Source organism: Geodermatophilus sp. SYSU D01106 (genome assembly GCF_054049995.1).
In genome coordinates this window covers 33,064-52,397 of record NZ_JBJGYM010000017.1, presented here as the reverse complement: position 1 = coordinate 52,397, position 19,334 = coordinate 33,064, and the positions used below count along the sequence as shown (strand labels likewise).

The 19,334-nt window shown below is 78.2% G+C and carries 19 protein-coding genes; 10 read left to right on the top strand and 9 right to left on the bottom strand.

Annotation, left to right across the window (positions count from 1 at the left end):
* Positions 1 to 41: 41 nt before the first annotated feature.
* Both ACI78R_RS17080 and ACI78R_RS17075 read left to right on the top strand, forming a co-directional pair.
* Positions 42 to 833, top strand: coding sequence for an oxidoreductase (locus ACI78R_RS17080; protein ID WP_457041584.1), 792 nt, complete (start codon positions 42 to 44; stop codon positions 831 to 833).
* Positions 834 to 875: 42 nt separating this feature from the next.
* Positions 876 to 1,844 carry an aldo/keto reductase gene (locus ACI78R_RS17075; protein WP_457041583.1) on the top strand — a complete coding sequence of 323 codons (969 nt, stop codon included), beginning with the start codon at positions 876 to 878 and terminating at the stop codon, positions 1,842 to 1,844.
* A gap of 2 nt (positions 1,845 to 1,846) precedes the next feature.
* Here ACI78R_RS17075 and ACI78R_RS17070 read toward each other — a convergent pair whose 3' ends face one another.
* A complete protein-coding gene (locus tag ACI78R_RS17070; protein ID WP_457041582.1) occupies positions 1,847 to 2,698 on the bottom strand; it encodes an HAD family hydrolase in 852 nt (283 codons plus the stop codon).
* 127 nt (positions 2,699 to 2,825) lie between these two features.
* Between ACI78R_RS17070 and ssd the strand changes: the two genes are divergently transcribed.
* Genes ssd through ACI78R_RS17050 form a run of 4 tightly spaced genes read left to right on the top strand, consistent with a single transcriptional unit; the run spans position 2,826 to position 6,611 of the window.
* On the top strand, positions 2,826 to 3,926 hold the full coding sequence (ssd, locus tag ACI78R_RS17065; RefSeq protein ID WP_457041581.1) for a septum site-determining protein Ssd: 1,101 nt from the start codon (positions 2,826 to 2,828) through the stop codon (positions 3,924 to 3,926).
* Positions 3,923 to 5,065 carry a TadA family conjugal transfer-associated ATPase gene (locus ACI78R_RS17060; protein ID WP_457041580.1) on the top strand — a complete coding sequence of 381 codons (1,143 nt, stop codon included), beginning with the start codon at positions 3,923 to 3,925 and terminating at the stop codon, positions 5,063 to 5,065. Before ssd ends, ACI78R_RS17060 begins: the two co-directional genes overlap by 4 nt.
* A complete protein-coding gene (locus ACI78R_RS17055; RefSeq protein ID WP_457041579.1) occupies positions 5,062 to 5,874 on the top strand; it encodes a type II secretion system F family protein in 813 nt (270 codons plus the stop codon). The genes ACI78R_RS17060 and ACI78R_RS17055 overlap by 4 nt, the downstream gene beginning before the upstream one ends.
* A complete protein-coding gene (locus ACI78R_RS17050) occupies positions 5,871 to 6,611 on the top strand; it encodes a type II secretion system F family protein (RefSeq protein WP_457041578.1) in 741 nt (246 codons plus the stop codon). Before ACI78R_RS17055 ends, ACI78R_RS17050 begins: the two co-directional genes overlap by 4 nt.
* Before the next feature lie 4 nt (positions 6,612 to 6,615).
* On the opposite strand, the gene ACI78R_RS17045 is transcribed toward ACI78R_RS17050, so the two are convergent.
* From ACI78R_RS17045 to ACI78R_RS17015, 7 genes are all read right to left on the bottom strand, one after another.
* Complete coding sequence (locus ACI78R_RS17045; protein ID WP_457041577.1) at positions 6,616 to 7,374, bottom strand: PIG-L deacetylase family protein; 759 nt, start codon at positions 7,372 to 7,374, stop codon at positions 6,616 to 6,618.
* Positions 7,375 to 7,504: 130 nt separating this feature from the next.
* A complete protein-coding gene (locus ACI78R_RS17040) occupies positions 7,505 to 8,032 on the bottom strand; it encodes a hypothetical protein (protein WP_457041576.1) in 528 nt (175 codons plus the stop codon).
* A 117-nt stretch (positions 8,033 to 8,149) separates the two neighbouring features.
* A complete protein-coding gene (locus ACI78R_RS17035; protein ID WP_457041575.1) occupies positions 8,150 to 8,890 on the bottom strand; it encodes an HAD family hydrolase in 741 nt (246 codons plus the stop codon).
* Positions 8,887 to 10,038: a non-hydrolyzing UDP-N-acetylglucosamine 2-epimerase gene (wecB, locus tag ACI78R_RS17030; protein ID WP_073418315.1), complete on the bottom strand. Its 1,152-nt coding sequence runs from the start codon at positions 10,036 to 10,038 to the stop codon at positions 8,887 to 8,889. Before wecB ends, ACI78R_RS17035 begins: the two co-directional genes overlap by 4 nt.
* Positions 10,035 to 11,105, bottom strand: coding sequence for an ATP-grasp domain-containing protein (locus tag ACI78R_RS17025; RefSeq protein ID WP_457041574.1), 1,071 nt, complete (start codon positions 11,103 to 11,105; stop codon positions 10,035 to 10,037). Before ACI78R_RS17025 ends, wecB begins: the two co-directional genes overlap by 4 nt.
* On the bottom strand, positions 11,102 to 12,304 hold the full coding sequence (locus tag ACI78R_RS17020) for an exosortase/archaeosortase family protein (protein ID WP_457041573.1): 1,203 nt from the start codon (positions 12,302 to 12,304) through the stop codon (positions 11,102 to 11,104). The genes ACI78R_RS17025 and ACI78R_RS17020 overlap by 4 nt, the downstream gene beginning before the upstream one ends.
* The gene (locus ACI78R_RS17015; RefSeq protein ID WP_457041572.1) at positions 12,301 to 13,716 is read right to left on the bottom strand and encodes a glycosyltransferase; all 1,416 of its coding nucleotides are present in this window, start codon (positions 13,714 to 13,716) and stop codon (positions 12,301 to 12,303) included. The genes ACI78R_RS17020 and ACI78R_RS17015 overlap by 4 nt, the downstream gene beginning before the upstream one ends.
* A 229-nt stretch (positions 13,717 to 13,945) precedes the next feature.
* Between ACI78R_RS17015 and ACI78R_RS17010 the strand changes: the two genes are divergently transcribed.
* The 4 genes from ACI78R_RS17010 (at position 13,946) to ACI78R_RS16995 (ending at position 16,475) form a co-directional block, all read left to right on the top strand.
* The gene (locus ACI78R_RS17010; RefSeq protein ID WP_457041571.1) at positions 13,946 to 14,212 is read left to right on the top strand and encodes a DUF4244 domain-containing protein; all 267 of its coding nucleotides are present in this window, start codon (positions 13,946 to 13,948) and stop codon (positions 14,210 to 14,212) included.
* A 26-nt stretch (positions 14,213 to 14,238) separates the two neighbouring features.
* Entirely contained in the window at positions 14,239 to 14,574 is a 336-nt protein-coding gene (locus tag ACI78R_RS17005) for a TadE family type IV pilus minor pilin (protein ID WP_073418321.1), read from the top strand.
* Complete coding sequence (locus tag ACI78R_RS17000) at positions 14,571 to 14,963, top strand: Rv3654c family TadE-like protein (protein WP_457041570.1); 393 nt, start codon at positions 14,571 to 14,573, stop codon at positions 14,961 to 14,963. Before ACI78R_RS17005 ends, ACI78R_RS17000 begins: the two co-directional genes overlap by 4 nt.
* A 120-nt stretch (positions 14,964 to 15,083) precedes the next feature.
* Positions 15,084 to 16,475: a gamma-glutamylcyclotransferase gene (locus tag ACI78R_RS16995; RefSeq protein WP_457041569.1), complete on the top strand. Its 1,392-nt coding sequence runs from the start codon at positions 15,084 to 15,086 to the stop codon at positions 16,473 to 16,475.
* Here the strand turns inward: ACI78R_RS16995 and ACI78R_RS16990 are convergent.
* Positions 16,472 to 19,141 (bottom strand): DEAD/DEAH box helicase, encoded by a 2,670-nt coding sequence (locus tag ACI78R_RS16990; RefSeq protein WP_457041568.1) that lies wholly within the window; start codon positions 19,139 to 19,141, stop codon positions 16,472 to 16,474. The two genes, ACI78R_RS16995 and ACI78R_RS16990, sit on opposite strands and share 4 nt — an antisense overlap.
* Positions 19,142 to 19,334: the final 193 nt, after the last annotated feature.

Below are 19,334 nucleotides of genomic sequence, written 5' to 3'. Positions count from 1 at the left end.
GTGGCGGCGGGCGCCCGCGCCGGTGCTCGTACCGTCGGGTGGTGACCATCCCCGTCCGTCCCGGCGCCGGCCGCCCCGCTCCCCGGGCCGCCGCCGGTCCCGACCCGCTGGCCCCGCTGCTCGACCTGCCCGGCGTCCGGGAGGCCGCCGAGGCGGCGCGCGCGGGCATCGACCGGCTGCTGGCGCACCGCCTGATGCGCAACCGGTCGGCCGAGGTGAGCACCGAGTCCGCGCTGCGCGGCGCCCGCGCCTCGGCCGCGCTGGACGGGGTCGACGTGCCGCTGGCCGAACTGCGCGCGGGCTCGGTCGAGGACCCGGTGGTGCAGGGGTCCCTGCGGGTGTCGGTCGGGCTCGGCGCGATGGTCGACACGTGGGCCCGGGCGCCCGGGCAGGTGCTCGCCCGCCTGCACGTGCTGGCCGCCGCCGACCTCGCCGACCGTGCCGCGCTCGGCCGGCCCGCCCCGCACGCGGGACCGCGGCTGAACGGGCTGTTCCAGCTGGTCACCGGCACGTCGACGGTGCCGGCGGTGCTGATCGCCGGGCTGGTGCACGGGGAGCTCGCGGCACTGGCTCCCTTCGGCACGGCCGACGGCGTGGTCGCCCGCGCGGCCGGCCGGCTCACCACCATCGGCCGGGGTCTGGACCCCAAGGCGGTGTCGGTGCCCGAGGTCGGCTTCCTCGAGCTCGGCGTCGACGCCCACCGCGACGCGGTGGCCGGCTACGCCTCCGGCGGGCCCGACGGCGTCGCCGCGTGGCTGGTGCACTGCTGCCGGGCCACCGAGCTCGGCGCCCGGGAGGGCCTGGCGATCGCCGAGGCGATCCTGCGCGGCTGAGCTCCGCCTGCGGCCGCCGCGGTGCCGGGGGACAGTGGCGGCATGCGCACCCTCGACGTCGACGGCCTGGGCCCGGTCGGCCGCATCGGTCTGGGCACCTGGCAGTTCGGCTCCCGCGAGTGGGGCTACGGCGAGGGCTACGCCTCGGGTGCGGCGGGACAGATCGTGCGGCGGGCCCTCGAGCTCGGCGTCACGCTCTTCGACACCGCCGAGGTGTACGGCTTCGGCCGCAGCGAGCGGATCCTCGGCGAGGCGCTGGGCGACCGGCGCGGCGACGTCGTCGTCGCCTCCAAGCTCTTCCCCGTCGCGCCCTTCGCGCCCGTCGTGCGCAACCGGCTGGCCGGCAGCGCCCGGCGGCTCGGGCTGGAGAGGCTGCCGCTGTACCAGGTGCACCAGCCCAACCCGCTGGTCCCCGACACCGTCACCATGACGGGCCTGCGGTCGCTGCTCGACGAGGGCCGGATCGGCGCCGTCGGCGTCTCCAACTACTCCCTCGACCGCTGGCGGGCCGCCGACGCCGCGCTGGGCCGGCCGGTCATCAGCAACCAGGTGCACTTCTCGCTGGCGAAGCCCGGCGCGCTCGACGACCTCGTGCCCTTCGCCGAGCGCGAGGGGCGCGTGGTCATCGCCTACAGCCCGCTGGCGCAGGGGCTGCTCGGCGGCCGATACGGACCCGGGAACCGGCCCGGCGGGGTGCGGGCGGCCAACCCGCTGTTCGGCACGGAGAACCTGCGCCGCGTGCAGCCGCTGCTCGACGTGCTGCGCGAGGTCGCCGGCGCACACGGCGTGCGGCCCGGGACGATCGCGCTGGCCTGGCTGGTGTCGCTGCCGCAGGTCGTGGTGATCCCCGGGGCGTCGAGCGTGGAGCAGGTGGAGGCGAACGCGGCGGCCGGCGAGATCGAGCTGCGCGCGGACGAGCGCGAGGCCCTGACGTCCGCGGCGCGGGCGTTCACCCCGGTGTCGGGCGCGCGGACCCTCGTCGACGGCGTGCGGGAGCGGCTGGGCGTCTGACCTCAGGCGCCGCGGCGACGGCGGCGTCCGGGCGGGACCGGGGCGGCGACGGCCGCCGTGGTCTCGACGACGCGCAGCGCCCGCCGGCGGGCGTACCAGGCGATCCCCGCCACCGCGGCGCCGACGCCCATGGCCGCGCCGGTGACCACCGGGACCGGCGGCACGGCGAAGCGGCTGCGCATCGACACCGGCCGGGTGAACTCCAGGACCGGCCAGCCGCGCTCGGCCGCCACCTTCCGCAGCGCGCGGTCGGGGTTGACGGCCGTGGGGTGCCCGACGGCGGCGAGCATCGGCAGGTCGGTGACCGAGTCGCTGTAGGCGTAGCAGTCGGCGAGGTCGTAGCCGCTCTCGGCGGCCACCTGCCGCATCGCCTCGGCCTTGTTCTCGCCGTAGGCGTAGAACTCGATCTCCCCGGTGTAGCGGCCCCCGGCCCGCACCATGCGGGTGGCCACCACCCGGTCGGCGCCGAGCATCTCGCCGATCGGCCCGACCATCTCCGCGCCGCTGCTGGAGACGATGACGATCTCCCGGCCGGCCGCCCGGTGGAACTCGATGAGGTCGGCGGCCTCGGCGTAGACCAGCGGGTCGACGATCTCGTGCAGGGTCTCGCTGACGATCTCGTGCACCGTCGCGACGTCCCACCCGGTGGCCATCCGGGTGATCTGGGCGCGCATCCGCTCCATCTGCTGGGCGTCGGCGCCGGCGAGGGAGAAGACGAACTGCGCGTAGGCGCCCTTGAGCACGGCGCGCCGGTTGATCAGCCCGCCCGCGAAGAAGGGGCGGCCGAAGGCCAGGGTGCTGGACTTGGCGATGACCGTCTTGTCCAGGTCGAAGAACGCCGCGGCGCGGGTCACAGCTCACGACTGTAAGCGGACGGCAGGGGGCCGACGGCCTCCCGCGCGCCGTCCACACCCGTCCGGGTCATCCACAGGTCGCGGCTCCGGTCGTCCCGGGCCGCGCGGCCGCGCTGGGCTCGGGCGCGTGCCCCCGCGTCCCGTGCCGCCCCCGCCCCGCCCGCTCGTCGTCAGCGCCGACGAGGACCTCCTCGACGACGTCCTGCGGGTGCTCGCCGCCGCGGGTACCGAGCCCGAGGTCGCCACGGGCGGCCCGGCGCTGCGCCGCGCCTCCCGCGAGGCCGGGCTGGTGCTGCTCGGCACCGACGTCCTCGGCGCACCCGCGGTCCGGGCGCTGCCGCGCCGGCCCGGCGTGGTGGTGGTCGCCGGGGGCCCGCTGACCGCGCCGGCCTGGGCGGCCGCGGTGGAGCTCGGCGCCGAGCGCGTGGCCGTCCTGCCCGACGACGAGGCCTGGCTCGCCGCCCGCGCCGCGGAGGCGGTGCGCTCGCCGGTGGAGCGCGGCCCGCTGCTGGTGGTGGGCGGCAGCTGCGGCGGCGCGGGCGTCAGCACGCTGGCCGCCGCCCTGGCGCTCACCGCCGCGGAGGACGCCGGCGGGGCGCTGCTGGTCGACGCCGACCCGTGGGGCGGCGGGCTGGACCTGCTGCTCGGCGCCGAGGACGTCGACGGGCTGCGCTGGCCCGCGCTGGCCGGGGTGCGCGGCCGGGTCGCCGGGGACGCGCTGCTGGCCGCCCTGCCGGAGGCCGGCGGCGTCACCGTGCTACCCGCCGCCCGGGAGGACGCGGGCCCGGTGCCGGTCGAGGCGCTGACCGCGGTCGTCGACGCCGCGCGCGGGTGCGGCCGGCCGGTGGTGGTCGACCTGCCCCGCCCGGCCGGCCCCGACGACGCGGCGGCCGCCGCCGTCCTGGCCGGGGCCGACCTCGCTGTCCTCGTCGTGCCGGCCCGGCTGCGCGCGGTCACCGCCGCCCGCCTGCTGCTCGCCGGGTCGCCCGCGGAGCCGTCCCCGTGGCGGAGGGCCGGGGTCGTGGTGCGCGAGGTCCCGGGCGGCCTGTCGGCGGCGGAGGTCGCGGCCGCCACCGGCGCCCCGGTGCTCGCCGTGCTCGGCCACGACCGCGGCGCCGTCCACCGCGGCGAGCGCGGCGTGCCCCCGGCGGTGTCCCCGCGCAGCCCGTTCGGGGCGGTCGCCCGCCGGCTGCTCGGCGGGCTCCCGGTGCCGGAGCGGGCGGCGTGAGCGCGCTGCCGCTGGTCGAGCGGGTCCGGGCACGGCTGGCGCTGGAGCCGGGACCGCCCAGCCGCGCCGCCGTCGCCGCGCTCGTCCGCGACGAGGCGGGGCTGCTCGGCGACGCCGAGGTGCTCGACGCCGTGCGGGACGCGGTGGCCGAGCTGGCCGGGGCGGGGCCGCTGGAGGCGCTGCTGCGCGAGCCGGGCGTCACCGACGTGCTGGTCAACGGCCCGGCGCACGTCTGGGTGGACCGGGGCGGCGGCCTCGAGCGCGCCGCCGTCCGCTTCCCCGACGAGGACGCCGTCCGCCGGCTCGCGGTGCGGCTGGCCGCCAGTGCCGGCCGCCGGCTCGACGACGCCGCGCCCTGGGTCGACGCCGGGCTGCCCGACGGCACCCGCCTGCACGCGGTGCTGCCGCCGGTCTCGGGCGGGGGCACCTGCCTGTCGCTGCGGGTGCTGCGCCGCGCCAGCCTCGGCCTCGGCGACCTCGTCGCCCGCGGGACGCTGCCCGGGGAGTCGGCCCGCCTGCTGCGCGCGGTGCTGCGGGCGCGGCTGGCCTTCCTCGTCACCGGCGGCACCGGCTCCGGCAAGACGACGCTGCTCGCGGCGCTGCTCGGCGAGCTGCCGGCGGGGGAGCGGCTGGTGCTGTGCGAGGACGCGCCGGAGCTCGCGCCGGTCCACCCGCACGTCGTCCGGCTGCTCACCCGGCCGGCCAACGTGGAGGGCGCCGGGCAGGTGACGCTGCGCGCCCTGGTCCGCCAGGCCCTGCGGATGCGCCCCGACCGGCTCGTCGTCGGCGAGGTGCGCGGCGCGGAGGTCACCGACCTGCTCGCCGCCCTCAACACCGGCCACGACGGCGGCTGCGGCACCCTGCACGCCAACCGGCCCGGGGAGGTGCCCGCCCGGCTGGAGGCGCTCGGGGTGGCCGCGGGGCTCGACCGGCGGGCGGTGCACAGCCAGGCCGCGGCCGCGCTCGCCGTCGTCGTGCACCTGCGGCGCACCGCGGCCGGCAGGCGGGTGGAGGAGATCGGCGTCGTCCGCCGCGACGGGGACTGGATCGCGGTCGACGCCGGCTGGCGGGCCGACGGCGGTCCGTGCCCGGGCGCGGAGCGGCTGGCCGCGCTGCTCGACGGTGGAGCGGCCGGGTGAGCGCGGCGCTGCTGCTGACCGCCGGGGCGCTGCTCCTGTGGCCCGGCGCGGTCGCCCGGCGGCGCTCCCGGCTGCGGCGCCTGGTGCGCCCCCGGGGGACCCCGGCTGCCCGCCCGGCCGCGCTGCCGCGCGCCGCCTGGCCGCTGCCCGCCGCGCTGCTCGCCGGGGCGGCCGGCTCCCTCGCCGCGACGCCGCTGGTCGGGGCCCTCGCCGCGGCGGGCGCGGCCGGCGCGGTCCGGGCGCTGGCCCGCGCCCGGGACCGGCGCGCCGCGGAGGAGCGGCTGGACGAGCTGACCGACGCCCTCGCGGCGCTGTCCGCGGAGCTGCGCGGCGGGCGGCCGCCCGAGGACGCGGCCGGGGCGGCCGTGGCCGGGTGCACCGACGCCGGGGTGGCCGACGGGCTCGCCCGGGCGCTGCGGGCCCCGGCGGCGGTCGGGCCGGGCGCGACGGACCTCGACCGGGCGCTGGCGCGGGTGGCCGCGGCGGTGCTGCTCAGCGCGCGGACCGGCTGCTCCCTGGCGGCCGTCGTCGCCGCGGTGGAGGACGACCTGCGGGCCCGCCGCCGGCAGCGCCAGGAGCTGCGGTCGGTGACCGCCGGTCCGCGGGCCAGCGCCGCCCTGCTCGCCGGCCTGCCGCTGCTGGCGCTGGCCATGGGCAGCGGCATCGGCGCCGACCCGTGGTCCGTGCTCACGACCACCGGCGCCGGTCAGGTCCTGCTGGTCCTCGGGGTCGCGCTGGAGGCGGCGGGGCTGGCCTGGTCGGCGCGGCTGGTCCGGCGGGCGGTCGCGGGACCGGCGGCCGCGGCGTGAGCGCGGGACTTGTGCTGCTGGCGGCCGCGCTGCTGGCCTGGCCGTCGGCTGAGGCCCGCCGGGGTGCGCGGGTGCGGGCGGTCGCGGGGGTCCCGCGGCGGCCCGCCCCGCCCGCCCGGACCGAGCCGGGGCCGGTGCCGGACGCGGCGCCCGGTGTGGTGCGGCGTCTCGCGCTGCCCGTGGCCGCGGGGGGAGCGGTGGCGCTGCTGGTGGGCGGCGCGACGGGGGTGCTGCTCGGGGCCGGCGCCGGGGTGCTGGCCGCCCGGCTGCTGCGCCGGAGGACGGACCCGGGCGCGACGGGCGCAGGGACCGGCGCGGACGTGCCGGTGGCCTGTGACCTGCTCGCGGTGTGCCTCGCGGCCGGGGCGCCGGTCGGCGCGGCGCTGGCCGCGGTGGCCACGGCGCTGCCCGGCCCGACGGGAGAGGTGCTCGCCGTCGTCGCCGGGCGACTGCGGCTGGGCGCGGGCCCGCTCGCGGCCTGGGCCGGCACCCCGGCGGAGCTCGCGGGGCTCGGCCGGGTGCTGGTGCGGGCCGGGGAGTCGGGGACCCAGGCGGCCGGGGCGCTGCGGGTGCTGGCCGCCGAGACGCGTCAGGCCGCGCGCAGCGACGCCGAGGCCGCGGTCCGGCGGGCCGGCGTGTGGGTGCTCGCGCCGCTGGGCGCCTGCTTCCTGCCGGCGTTCGTCTGCCTCGGCATCGCGCCGATGGTCATCGGCATCGCGGGGCAGGTCTTCGGGTGAGCGGTCAGCGGGTCCGGGCGACGGCCGAGCCCGCGAACGACGACGTCGTGTGCGGGGTGAAGGACGGCGCGAGCGACCACGCCGCCGGGACCGCCGAGGGCACCGGGGAGCCCGCCGCGGACAGGTCGAGCACCATGCGGGTCGGCTGGAAGGCCTCCGCGTACCCGATGCGGGCCTGCGCGCCCCAGTGGCGGGCGGAGGCGACGATCGCGTCGGGCTCCACCATGGCCGAGCGCTCCACCTGCGAGGCGTGGGCGGCGAGCGCGGCCAGCTTGCCGGTCAGGTGGGCGGTGACGTCGACGTAGACGGTCGGGGTGAAGGTCAGCGTCGAGGGGCTCTGGTAGTGCAGCACCCGGGGCAGCCGGCGGGCCGCTCCGAGCGTGGCGGCGGCGACGGCGCGGTGGTCCTGGTGGCTGTCGTCGGGGGCGTGCACGTAGACGAGGTCGGCGGCGGTGGCCTCCAGGACCTCCTCGATGCGGCGGATGGCGGCGGAGTCGGCCACGACCTGGCAGTCGACCAGCCCGCCCCACACCAGCCGGGCGCCGATGGCGGCGGCGGCCCGCTCCTGCTCGGCGCGTCGGCCGGTCACCTGGGTGTCGTCGCCGGGGCCGTTCTCGCCGCCGGTCACCACCAGCATGGTCACCCGGTCGCCGGCGGCCACGTGCGCGAGCAGCGCGCCCCCGCAGCCCAGCTCGATGTCGTCGGGGTGCGCCCCGATGGCCAGGACGCTGCGTCCCGTGCTCCGCGTTCCTGCGCCGTCCATCGCCGCCGTCCTGTCCGTGCCGGGGCGGTGGTCCCGCCCGATGCTCTTCCATCGGCGGCCGCGGCCGCCGGGTCCACCGGGACGACCGGCTCCCCCCTCGATGGGGGGAGGACCGGTCGTGCGCGATGTATCAGTCCGCGGGTGCCTCGGCGACCCGCGCGCGGCGGCGCTGCGCCGCCCACATGGAGCCACCTGCGACCGCGCCGGAGGCGGCGAGCGCGATGACCATGCCCAGGCCGTTGCCGTCGGCCGGCAGCGGCGTGCCGGAGGGGCAGCGGGTGCTGCCGTCCTTCTTGGCGGTGGCCGTCGTCCCGAGGACGGTCCAGCTCACCGAGGACACCGACGCGGGCACCTGGACCTGGAACGCGCCCGGGTGGTTGCCCGGCGCGAAGGTCGTGACCTGCCGGCCGTCGAACTGGTCCGGGCTCATGTCGTTGTAGCGGCCGACCGGCAGCGAGCCGGTGTACCCGGTGTCGTTGCGGTAGCCGAACACCGCGGTCCACGTGCCGTTCTGCGCCGGGATGACGCAGGTGACCGACGTCTCCCCGTAGTGGGCGCTCGCCACGCCCGGCGTCGCGAGCACCGCCGCCGCGCCCACGCCGGCGACGACCGCCAGCCGGGTCCCCAGCGACGCGCGCCGCCCCGTGTTGCCTCTCATGTGGCCCCCTTCCGGACCGGGGCGCACTCGGCCCCTCCCGGGGGAGATCGGGAGCGGCGCGCCCGGTCTCCACGCCACCGGGACGGGGGTCCCCCGGAGGAGGGAGGACGGTCGCGCTCAGTTCGCGGCGGCCGCCGGGGAGCCGCTCAGGACGCCGAGCGCGAGCGCCGCGGCGGCCGGGAAGTCGGCGGTGACCGCCCACGCCGGCGGCACGTCCGGTGCGTCCTCGTACTCGCCCTGGCGCACGCGGACCGCCCGCGCACCCACCGCGGCCGCGACGGCGACGTCCTTGCCGGGCCGGTCGCCGATGACCAGCACCCGGTCGGCGGGCACGCCGAGCCGCCCGGCGAGGACGCGGAGGCCCTCGGGCGCGGGCTTGCGGGCCGCCCGCCCGCCGAGCGTGTCGGTGACCAGGACCTCCGCCAGCAGCGGCAGCAGGCCGGTCGCCGTCAGCTTGGCCGCCTGGATGGCCGGGTTGCCGTCGGTCAGGCAGCCCACGGGCACCTCGCGGGCCAGCGCGGCCAGCGCCGCCGCCGCGCCGGGGTAGGGGGCCAGCGCCACCGGCTCGTGCGCGGTGAAGGCGGCGACCAGGGGTGGGACGAGGCCCGGCAGGTCCGCGTCCGGGACGCCGGCGGCGAGCAGCGCTCGGTCGATGGTGCCGCCGCGGTCGGAGCCGGCCGCGAGTTCCCGGACGAGGGCCGCGTGCACCCGGGCGCCGTCCAGGCCGACGGCGGCGGACGCCCGCCCGACCGCCTCGGCGGCGCCCGCCAGGTAGGCGGCCTGCGGGTAGAGCGTGTCGTCGAGGTCGACCACCACCGCCAGCGGCGGCGGGCCGTCCCAGGCGGGCGCGCCGGTCACCACGGCAGGCGCCCGTCGGTGAAGTCGGGCTCGGTGATCGCCAGGAGCGCGTCGGTGGCCTCGTCGGCGAGCAGCGCCGCGACCTGCGGACCGGTGGTGCCGTCGCCGTAGGGGCAGGGGAGCGCCGCGGCGCGCGCCTGGCCCTCCGGCGAGGTGTGCCGCGCGGCGGCCGCGAGGACCGCGTCGGCGGCGCCGTCGTCGGCCAGGCCCGCCAGGGTGGTGGTGCCGGCCTCCACGCCCTCCCACCGCGGCGTGGACCCGCGCAGGACCACGACCGGCACGCCGAGGTAGGCCGCCTCCTCCTGGATGCCGCCGGAGTCGGTGACCGCCAGGCGCGCCGAGGCCAGCGCCGCGAGCAGCGCGTCGTAGCCGACCGGCCCGCTCAGTGAGATCGCCGGGTGCTCCAGCTCCGCGTCGAGGCCGGTCGCCGCCAGGCGGGCCGCCGTGCGCGGGTGCACCGGGAAGGTCACCGGGCCGACGTCGTCGGCCAGCGAGCGCACCACGCCCACCAGGCGCTTCAGGCGCACCGGGTCGTCGACGTTGGTCGGCCGGTGCGCCGTCACCAGCACCCCGGACCGCTCCGCCACCGGCACCGGGCGCACGCCGCGGGCCACCAGCGTGTCGACCACCGGGTTGCCGACCACGAACACCCGCTCGGCGGGGACGCCCTCGGCGGCGAGGAACGCCGCGGCCCGCCGGGTCGGGGCGAGGTGCAGCGCGGCGACGGCCGCCGCCACCCGGCGGTTGACCTCCTCCACGCTGCGCGCGTTGAGGCTGCGCAGGCCCGCCTCGAGGTGCGCGAACGGGATCCCCGCGCCCCGCGCGGCCAGCGCGTAGGCGGGGACGGTGTTGGTGTCGCCGAGGGCCAGCACGAGGTCGGGCCGGAACCGGGCCACCGCGCGCGCCGCGTCGGCGTGCAGGGCGCCGTACCGGGCCGCGGGGTCGTCGGTCGGCAGGGTGAACCGGCAGGTGGGAGCCAGCCCGAGGGTCTCCTGCAGCCGGGTGGAGAGGTCGGGGTCGGTGTGCTGGCCGGTGTCGACGACGTCGACCCGGTGGCCGGCGGCCACGAGCGCGGTCACCACCGGCGCGAGCTTGACGACCTCCGGCCGGGTGCCGAACGGGACGAGGACGTGCCGGCTGCGGCTCACGCGCGCACCGCCGTGACCGCCGCCGTCGCCTCGCAGGGGTCGGCGACGGGGCTGCCGTCGTCGGCGGTGTAGGTCTCGGCGAAGTAGCGGCTCATCCGGACGCCCGGGGTGAACCACAGGTGCGGCAGGCGCGCGTGCGGGTCGCGGATGCCGGCCAGGTGGGCGCTGACGACGTCGGCGCCCGCGGCGAGGGTCAGCGGCAGGCCGCCGGAGAAGCGCGGGTTGATCTCCACTACGCTCGCCCGGCCGTCGTCGGCGACGAAGCCCTGCACGTTGGCCGGGCCGGTCAGCTGCACCGCCTCCAGCGCCGCGGCCACCACCGCGGTGACCTCGGCGGAGTCGAAGGTCGTGCCCTTGACCGAGATGCCGGCGCGGGTGTCGTCGCGCCAGCGGGGCACCACCGTGACCAGCTCGCCGTCGCGGTCGACGAGGGCGTCGGCGGTGAACTCGCGTCCGGTCAGCCGCGTCTGGGCGATGAGCGAGGCGTCGCCGTGCATCGCCTCGACCACCTCGGCGCGGGTGTCGAGCAGCCGCACACCCCGGCTGCCCCGCCCGGCGCGCGGCTTGACGACCCACGGGCCGGCGACGGCGGCGAGCCCGGCGGGGGTGTCGGTGGTGGCCGGGTGCGGCACCCCGGCGGCGCGCATCGCCCGGGCGAAGGCGGCCTTGTCGCAGCAGATCCCGACGGCCTCCGGGTCGGGCAGCCAGGTGGCCACCCCGGCGGCGGCGAGGCGGTCGGCGCCCGCGGCGAGGGCGGGCAGTTCCTCGGCCACGGTGCCGATGAGCGCGTCGGCGCCGTGGGCGACGGCCAGCGCGACCAGGGCGTCGACGAACCGCACGTGGTCGGCCCGCGGGACGACGGCGCCGACGGTGGCCAGGGCGGCGCCCGCGGCGGTCGCGTCGGCGTCCACGCCGACGACGCGGTGCCCGAGGGCCACCAGCCGCCGGACGACCGCCACCCCGGCCGGCCCGCCCGCCCCGGTGACCAGGACGGCGGGGGAGGAGGAGCCGGGGGAGCGGCGGCCGGCCGACGGGGGAGCGGCCGAGGTCGGGAGGGTCGAGGTCACCGGGGCGTCTCCGGGGGATGCGGGTGGTCGGACGGGCGGGCGAAGGTGCGGGGGGCCTGGGTTCCGGCGGCGTGCGACCGGCGGCCCGGGCCGCCCGCGGGAGCCGTGGCGGGTGCCGGCGGGGGCACCGGGATGCGGGCGACGGCGACCGGGGCCGCCCCGTGCACCGGGCCACCCGGGGCGGCGTCGGCGGCCGCGCCGTCGGGGGCGGGACGGGCCAGCAGCCAGCCGCGGGCCCACAGCCGCAGGGCGGTCACCCGGTGGTCGGTGACCGGCTCCCACTGGCGGGCGGCGACCGCCTCCGCGAGGGCGTCGAGGACGAGGTGCTCGCGCTCGTAGGTGGCGACCGCGACCAGCGAGGCGCTGTGCGCGCCGAGGCCGTCGGCGGCGAGCTCGCGGATGCGCTCGATGCGCTGGTAGGGCGGCAGGTGCCCGAGGCGGTAGTCGACCCGCGCGGCCTCCCGGCGGGCGGCCAGCCGGGCCGACACCCCGCGCGGCAGCACGTAGCGGTGCATGAGCCCGGTGAGCGTCGTACGGCGGCGGCGCGCGTCGTCCTCCTCGACGGCCGGCGTCCGGTAGCCGAGCCCCGGCCGGGCCCAGGAGTCGGGGCGGCGGGCGGTGTGCCGGCCGTCGACGTCCTGCTCGGCGCGCTCGGCGGCGGGCAGCGTCACCCACACCATGACGAGGAAGCCGCCGAGGGTGGCGACGAGGTTCCAGACGGTGCCCACCCAGTCGTGGAAGAGCACCAGCGCGCCCTCGCCCCAGTACAGCCCGGCGAGCGCCGACAGCAGCAGCCGACCGTGGTTGAGCGCGACGACGGCGACGACGGCGACGAGCAGGCCGCCGAGGGCGTGCGCCTTGCGGCCGCGCAGGATGACCGCGGTCAGCGCGACGAGCCCGAGCACCGACAGGACGGACGAGCACGACGCCGTGACGACCGCGTCGATGATCCCGCCGTCGTCTCGGAACAGCAGGACGTGGCCGGGCAGCACGCCCGAGGACCACTCGGGGTCCAGCAGCTCCAGGACGGTCGCGACCGCGCCGGCCTCGAGCACCTGCAGCGGGTGCGACAGCGTGGCGAAGCCGACGACGCAGATCAGCCCGGCGAGGACCAGGTCGGCGACGACGGGCAGCAGCCGCCGCGTCGTGCCGCGCGGGGTCCTGCGCCGCGCGAGGGCCTGTGCGGGTGCGGTGGTCACCGGTCCTCCCCGGGGGACGCGAACGAACGGGGCCGGGCCGGCGCCTGCGCCGGGACGGCGGCGACCGGCGGCGGCGTCGCGAGCACCGTCGAGGTGGCGCCCGAGCGGGAGGTCTTCACCCAGCTGTAGGGGCGGCCGAGCATGCCGTCGACGTAGGCGCGCGAGGTGATCCAGATCGACAGCGCGAAGGCGGGCAGGAAGCCCAGCAGCCGCCACGCCGATCGCCGCTCCACCCGGCCGACCAGCAGGCCGACGCACAGCTCGGCGAGCGGGCCGATGAACAGCAGCATCGACAGCGGCAGCAGCCCGATGACCGGCAGGTCGCCGACGCCGAAGGCGCGCAGCACGGTGAGCAGCAGGCCCAGGCCGCTGAGCACCGGCACGTGGTAGACACCGAGGAACAGCGTCGTCTCGACCTTCTCCAGCGGCGACAGGTGCGGCGAGCGCATGAGCGGCCGCCAGTAGTCGCGCAGGCACTTCTGGTGGCCCCGGGCCCAGCGGTAGCGCTGCTTCCAGAAGCGCTGGGCGCTGACCACCGCCTCCTCGAAGTCGATGGCCGAGACGTCGTAGCGCACCCGCTGGCCCATGAGCAGGATCCGCAGGGTCAGGTCGGTGTCCTCGGTGACCGTCTCGGGGTTCCACCCGCCGAGGGCGCGCAGCGTCGAGGCGCGCACGGCGCAGTTGGCGCCGCCGTAGGCGGGCAGCTCGAACAGCGCCTGGCGGCCGTACTCGTTGACGAGGTAGCCCGACAGGTAGTCGACGAAGACGGTGTTGGCCATCGTCGAGTCCTGGCCGTTGCGGATGACGCAGCGGCCCATCACCGCGCCGACGGAGGGGTCGCGGAAGTGCCGCACCAGCCGGCGCAGCGCGGTGGGCTCGGGCTCGTGGTCGGCGTCGAAGACCAGCACGATCTCGGCGTCGACCAGCGCCAGCGCCTCGTTCAGCGCGCCGGACTTGCCGCCGCCGGAGCCGGGCGCGCGGTGCAGCACGCGCAGCCGCGGGTCGCGCAGCGCCCAGGCGTCGAGCTTGGCGCCGGTCGCGTCGTCGGAGCCGTCGTCGACCACGACGAGGGTGAGCCGGTCGGTGGGGTAGTCGAGGGCCAGCAGCGCCGCGACCATCCCGTCGACGACCAGCTCCTCGTTCTTGCACCCGACGAGGACGGCGACCGGCGGCGTGTAGCTGTCCAGGCCGACGTCGGCGGCCAGCAGGTCGCGCTCGGCCCAGCGGGCGGCGGCGACGGCGAAGGCCAGGTGCCGGCAGAAGTAGACGCCGAAGACGACGTTGAGCGCACCGGCGACGACGCCGAGCGTGGGGCCGATGCCGAAGGCCGCGATCGCGCCCGCGAGGCCCAGCAGGTAGGCGACGAGGACCAGCGGGCGGCCCTCGGGGCGGTCGGCGCCGTGTGCCGCCACGGTCCCTCCTCCCGGCCCGGGTGCGGTGGTGCGGCTGCGCCACCTCATGGCTGGATCGGCAACCGCGCTGTCGTCCTGAAGTGGAAGCGGCCATGCCGACACCGCCGCGCGCGCCGTCCACAGGCCGGTGCTCCGTCCCCAGGTCGGGCGCGGGCCCGCCGCGGCGGGTCGGGCGCGGTGAGGGTCGGGCGCGCCCCGCGCACGGGGCCGCCCACCCGAGGAGGAACCCATGCCCGATGCCGCACCGGACGCCGCGCCCGAGACCGCACCTGAGACGGACGACGCCGGCCCGCCCGCGCCGCCGCTCGGGCGCCTGGCCGCCCGGTGGGCGCGGCTGCAGGCGGAGGCGGAGGCCGGCATGAGCACGGCCGAGTACGCGGTGGGCACCGTCGCCGCCTGCGCGTTCGCCGCGGTCCTCTACCGCGTGGTCACCGGCGGCTCGGTGGTCACCGCGCTGGGCGACCTCGTCTCCTCCGCGCTGCAGGTGCTGTCCTGAGCCGGCGCCGCGACCGGGAGGCGGGGATGGTCACCGCGGAGACCGCGGTGGTGCTGCCGGTCCTCCTGCTGGTGCTCGCCGCCGTGGTCGCGGCGGTCGTGGTGGTCGGCGCCCAGCTGCGCTGCGTGGACGCCGCCCGCGAGGGGGCTCGCGCCGCCGCCCGCGGCGACGCCCCGGACGCGGTGCGCGCGCTCGTCGCCCGGGTCGCGCCCGACGGCGCGCGGACCGAGGTCGCCGTCGGCGACGGCGGGGTCCGGGTCACCGTCCGGGCCGAGGTGTCCCCGCTCGGGCCGGTCGACCTCGGCGTCGACGTGGAGGCGACGGCGGTCGCCCGGCTCGAGCCCGGGGTGGCCGGCGGGTGAGGGAGGGGGAGCGCGGGTCGGCGACCGTGTGGACGGTCGGGCTCGCCGCGGTGCTCGCCCTCGTCGGGCTGGCCGCGGTGCTGCTCGGTGCCGCGGCGGTGGCCCGGCACCGCGCCGGCGCCGCGGCCGACCTCGCGGCCCTCGCGGGAGCCGCGGCGGCGGTGTCCGGCGACCCGGCCGCTTGCGAGGTCGCCGCCGGGGTCGCCCGTGACAACGGCGCGGTGCTCACCGCCTGCGCGGTGGGCGGCGGCGCGGTGGTCGAGGTGACCGCCACCGTGGCCGTCGACCTCGGCCCGCTGGGCGCCCGGCGGGCCGCGGGAGCCGCCCGCGCGGGCCCCGCGCCGCCGGAGGCCCACGAGCGCATGTCCGACCTCTCGGGAGCAGGGTGACGACGCGCGACCTAGGCTCCGCCGCGGGCCGGAGAGGTCCGACGGGGGGTGCTCGTGGCACGGAATGGTCTCCGGAGGCGGTTTCGACGCCGATCAGGTCAGCCGGAACGATCCGTGCCGTTGGCCATCTGGCTGAGCAAGCTCGATCTGCCACAGGTCGTCGGCATCTACGTGGTCCTCGTCCTCGGCTGGACCCTGGTCGTCTCGCTGGTCCTGCTGATCGATGACGGCGGCCAGGGAGGCTTCGTCGACCTCGTCCGACGGGCGTTCCAGGCGATGTGGGGGCCGGACTCCCTGTTCGCCGAGCGAGGACGTTCGCTCCTCTACTACCTGCTGGCCCTCGTGAACGCGTTGGTCAGCGTGCTGCTACCGGTGTTCGTGCTCGGCGCCTTCGTCTTCAAGCTGTTCTCGCACGACCCATTGCGATGGAGGCGCAAGCTGACGCTCGAGGTCCATCCGACGGGCTATTTCGTGCTCGCTGCGCGCTTCTACAACCGGCTGACCGTCGACCTCGCTGACGTCCGCGTACGGGCGTGGCTGAAGTGGACCCCGCCGGACAGCCCGACCGTGCACCGGAACAAGCAACTCGAGCTCCTCGTCCGCGGACAGCACGGGGACGAGCACGTCTGGCCGATCGCCTCCCCGGCCGAGCCCACGACGTTCCGGGTCGTGCTCCGGACCACGGCTGAGCCGGGGCTCCCGGTGACTCCGGCGACGATCGACGTCCAAGGCCAGTCGGCGCGGCGGGGGACTGCGCGGTTGCTGGTGATCGTCGAGGGAGTGATGACCTCGACCAACGATGAGTTCCGGAGCCGTCAGGAGTACTCGCTCCGTCCAGGGGCGATCGACGAGGAGGGGATCTTCCAGGACATCGGCCCGGAGGTCGGCGAGGATGCCGGGTGGGCGAACTTCGAGGGCACGCAGGACGTCTATGTGTTCGTCTACGGCTCCCTGATGCGCGATGCGGACCTGACCGCCGCCGGGCTCGATCCCCGAGACGCGAGGATGGCCACGCTCGAGGGCTGGCAGCGGCGCTGGAACGTCGCCAGCGACCCGGCGCGGAAGAACCGGCGATACCGCCACCGGACCGCCGGGCGGCCCGTCTTCACCGGCCGGATCGTCAGCCTGGGGCTCGAACGGATGGACGGAGCGGTCGTCCGAGGCGTGGTCGTCCGGGTGGGACCTCGACAGCTCGCCGACTTCGATGCCCGCGAGCAGGACTACGACCGCAGCGACGTCAGCCCAGCCGTCTCCTGGCCGCAGCGAGACGCCGCGCGACCACCCCGCGTCTTCACCTACGTGCCGAAGCCCGAGGCCCTCGCGGCCTTTCGCGATCGCCTCGGCACCGGGGATCTGGTGATCGTCCGGAGCTACTTCGAGTCCGTCCGCGACGCCGCGGCACGCATCCAAGGCACGGATGGCGGCTTCGGTGGGACCGCCGACCTGAACGGCGCGATCGTCGAGGACCTCGATCGAGAGGACGGCGTCCCGCCGCAGGCGCCTACGACCTAGAAGACCAGGTCGTCCTCGACGTGACCGCCGCTGTCCGGGGCCGCGTCGCCGTCCGCGGCGGGCGCCTCCCCGTCGCCGTCCACCGGTCGGGCCGCCGCCCGGCCGGTGGACGGCCGCCGCAGCAGGCCGCGCACCGGGCCGGCCGGGGTCGGCTCGGTCGGCCCGTCCGCCGCCTCGTCGGCGGGCTCGTCCTCCGGCTCGGCACCGGAGTCCTCGGCCGCGGCCAGCTCGTCGAGCACCACGTCGAGCACCCGCACCGCGCCGGCCTTGTCCAGCGGGTCGTTGCCGTTGCCGCACTTGGGCGACTGCACGCACGACGGGCAGCCGCTCTCGCACTCGCAGCTCGCCACGGTCGCCCGGGTGGCCCGCAGCCAGCGCCGCAGCGCCGCGAAGCCCCGCTCGGCGAAGCCCGCGCCGCCGGGGTGCCCGTCGTAGACGAACACCGTGGCGGTCCCGGTGTCGGGGTGCAGCGCCGTCGACAGCCCGCCCAGGTCCCAGCGGTCGCAGGTCGCCAGCAGCGGCAGGATGCCGATCGCGGCGTGCTCGGCCGCGTGCAGCGACCCGGGCAGCGCCAGGTCGTCGACGTCGGCGCGGGCCACGGCGTCGGCGTCGAGGGTCAGCCAGACCGCGCGGGTGCGCAGCTGGCGGGCCGGCAGGTCGAGCGGGAACTCCGCCAGCACCTCGCCGGTGCCCGCCCGCCGCCGCTGGTAGGCCACGACCTGGTTGGTGACGTCGACGACGCCGGTGTGCGCGGTGACCGTGCCGAGGCGGCGGGTGCGGTCGGTGCGGACGATGCCGAGGTCGGTGACGTCGCGGGCCACGGTGGTCCACTCGGGGCTGTCGGCGTGGACGACCGCGCAGGCGTCGTCGAGGTCGAGCTCGTCGACGACGTAGGTCTCCCCGCGGTGTACGTACAGCGCGCCGGCGTGCACCGTCGAGTGGGCGGCGCCGCCGTCGACGGTGCCGAGCAGCCGGCCGGTGCCGGACTCGATGATCGCCACCGGCTCGCCGCCGCTGCCCCGGATGTCGACGTCGGGCCGCCCGCGCCCGGCCCAGTACCAGCCGGCCGGGCGGCGGCGCAGCGAGCCCGCCGCCACCAGCTCCTCCAACTGGGCCTCGGCCACCGGGCCGCCGAAGTCGGGCAGGTCGTCGGGGGTGAGCGGCAGCTCGGCCGCGGCGCTGCACAGCTGCGGCCCCAGCACGTAGGGGTTGGCCGGGTCGGTCACGGTCGCCTCCACCGGGCGGCCGAAGACCGCGCGCGGGTGGTGGGCCAGGTAGTGGTCCAGCGGGTCGTCGCGGGCGACGAACACGACCAGCGACTCCCGCTGCGCGCGCCCGGCCCGGCCCGCCTGCTGCCACAGCGAGGCCAGCGTGCCGGGGTAGCCGGCGAGCACGACCGCGTCGAGCCCGGCGATGTCGATGCCGAGTTCCAGGGCGTTGGTGGTGGCCACCCCCAGCAGCTCGCCGGAGGACAGCGACCGCTCCAGCTCCCGGCGCTCCTCGGGCAGGTAGCCGCCGCGGTAGGAGTCGACCCGGCGCACCAGGTCGCCGCGACCGCGGTCCAGCAGCAGCCGCCGGGCCTGCTCGGCCACCGACTCCGCGCTGCGCCGCGAGCGGACGAACGCCAGCGTCCGGGCGCCGCGCTCGACGAGGTCGGCGAGCAGGCCGGCGGCGTCGGCGGCCGCCGAGCGGCGCAGCGGGGCGCCGTGCTCGCCGGTGCGCTCCGTCAGCGGCGGCTCCCACAGCGCGAACGTCGCGCCGGGTCGCGGCGAGCCGTCGTCGGTCACCGCCACGACGGGCCCGCCGACCAGCCGGGCGGCGGCGACGGCGGGCTCGGCCACCGTCGCCGAGGCGAGCACGAACACCGGGTCCGCGCCGTAGCGGCGGCAGATGCGGCGCAGCCGGCGCAGCACGTGGCCGACGTGCGAGCCGAAGACGCCCCGGTAGGCGTGGCACTCGTCGATGACGACGTAGGCCAGCCGGCGCAGCGTCGAGCTCCAGCGCTGGTGGGCGGGCAGGACGCCGCGGTGCAGCATGTCCGGGTTGGTCACGATCCACCGCGAGTGCCGGCGCACCCAGTCCCGCTCCTCGGCCGGGGTGTCGCCGTCGTACGCGGCCGGCCGGACCGAGGGGTCGGCGAGCGCGGCCACCGAGGCGAGCTGGTCGCGCGCCAGCGCCTTCGTCGGGGCCAGGTAGAGGACGCAGGCCCGCTGGTCCTCGGCCAGCCGGGTCAGCGCGGGGAGCTGGTAGGCCAGGGACTTGCCCGACGCGGTGCCGGTGGCCACCACCACCGAGGTGCCGTCGTGCGCGAGCTGGGCGGCCTCGACCTGGTGCCGCCAGGGCTCCGCGACGCCTCGCTCCTCCAGGCGGGCGCGCAGCGCCGGGTCCACCCACTCCGGCCAGGACAGCGTGCGCGGCTCGCGCACCGGCAGGTGGTGGATGTGGGTGACCGGGTGCTCCTCCTCGGGCGTGCCGGCGAGCAGGTCCTCGAGGAGCTCGGCGCCGGGCGGCACGGTGCCGGCCCGCTGTGCCGGCCCGTGCCCGGCCGCGGACCCGTGCAGCTCCGACGCGGCGGGATGCTCCCCGCCCTCCGGCAGCTCGCCCCCTGACAGCCCCTCACGGCCGGATGGGGGAGCAGCCGGCCGGACCGGGTGGAGCGTGGTCACCCCTCCACTCTCACACCCCAGGGCAACCTCCCGCCCTCCTCCGGCCACCCAGCGCAACCGGACGAGCGCGGAGAAGGAGGTCCCGCGAAGTGTGATCTCCGTTACATTGGCGCGGCGTCCACGGGCCTCGGCCCGCGAGCGCGCTCTCCGCCGACCGGGGACGCGGGGCCGCCCGGCGGCAGCCCACCGCTGG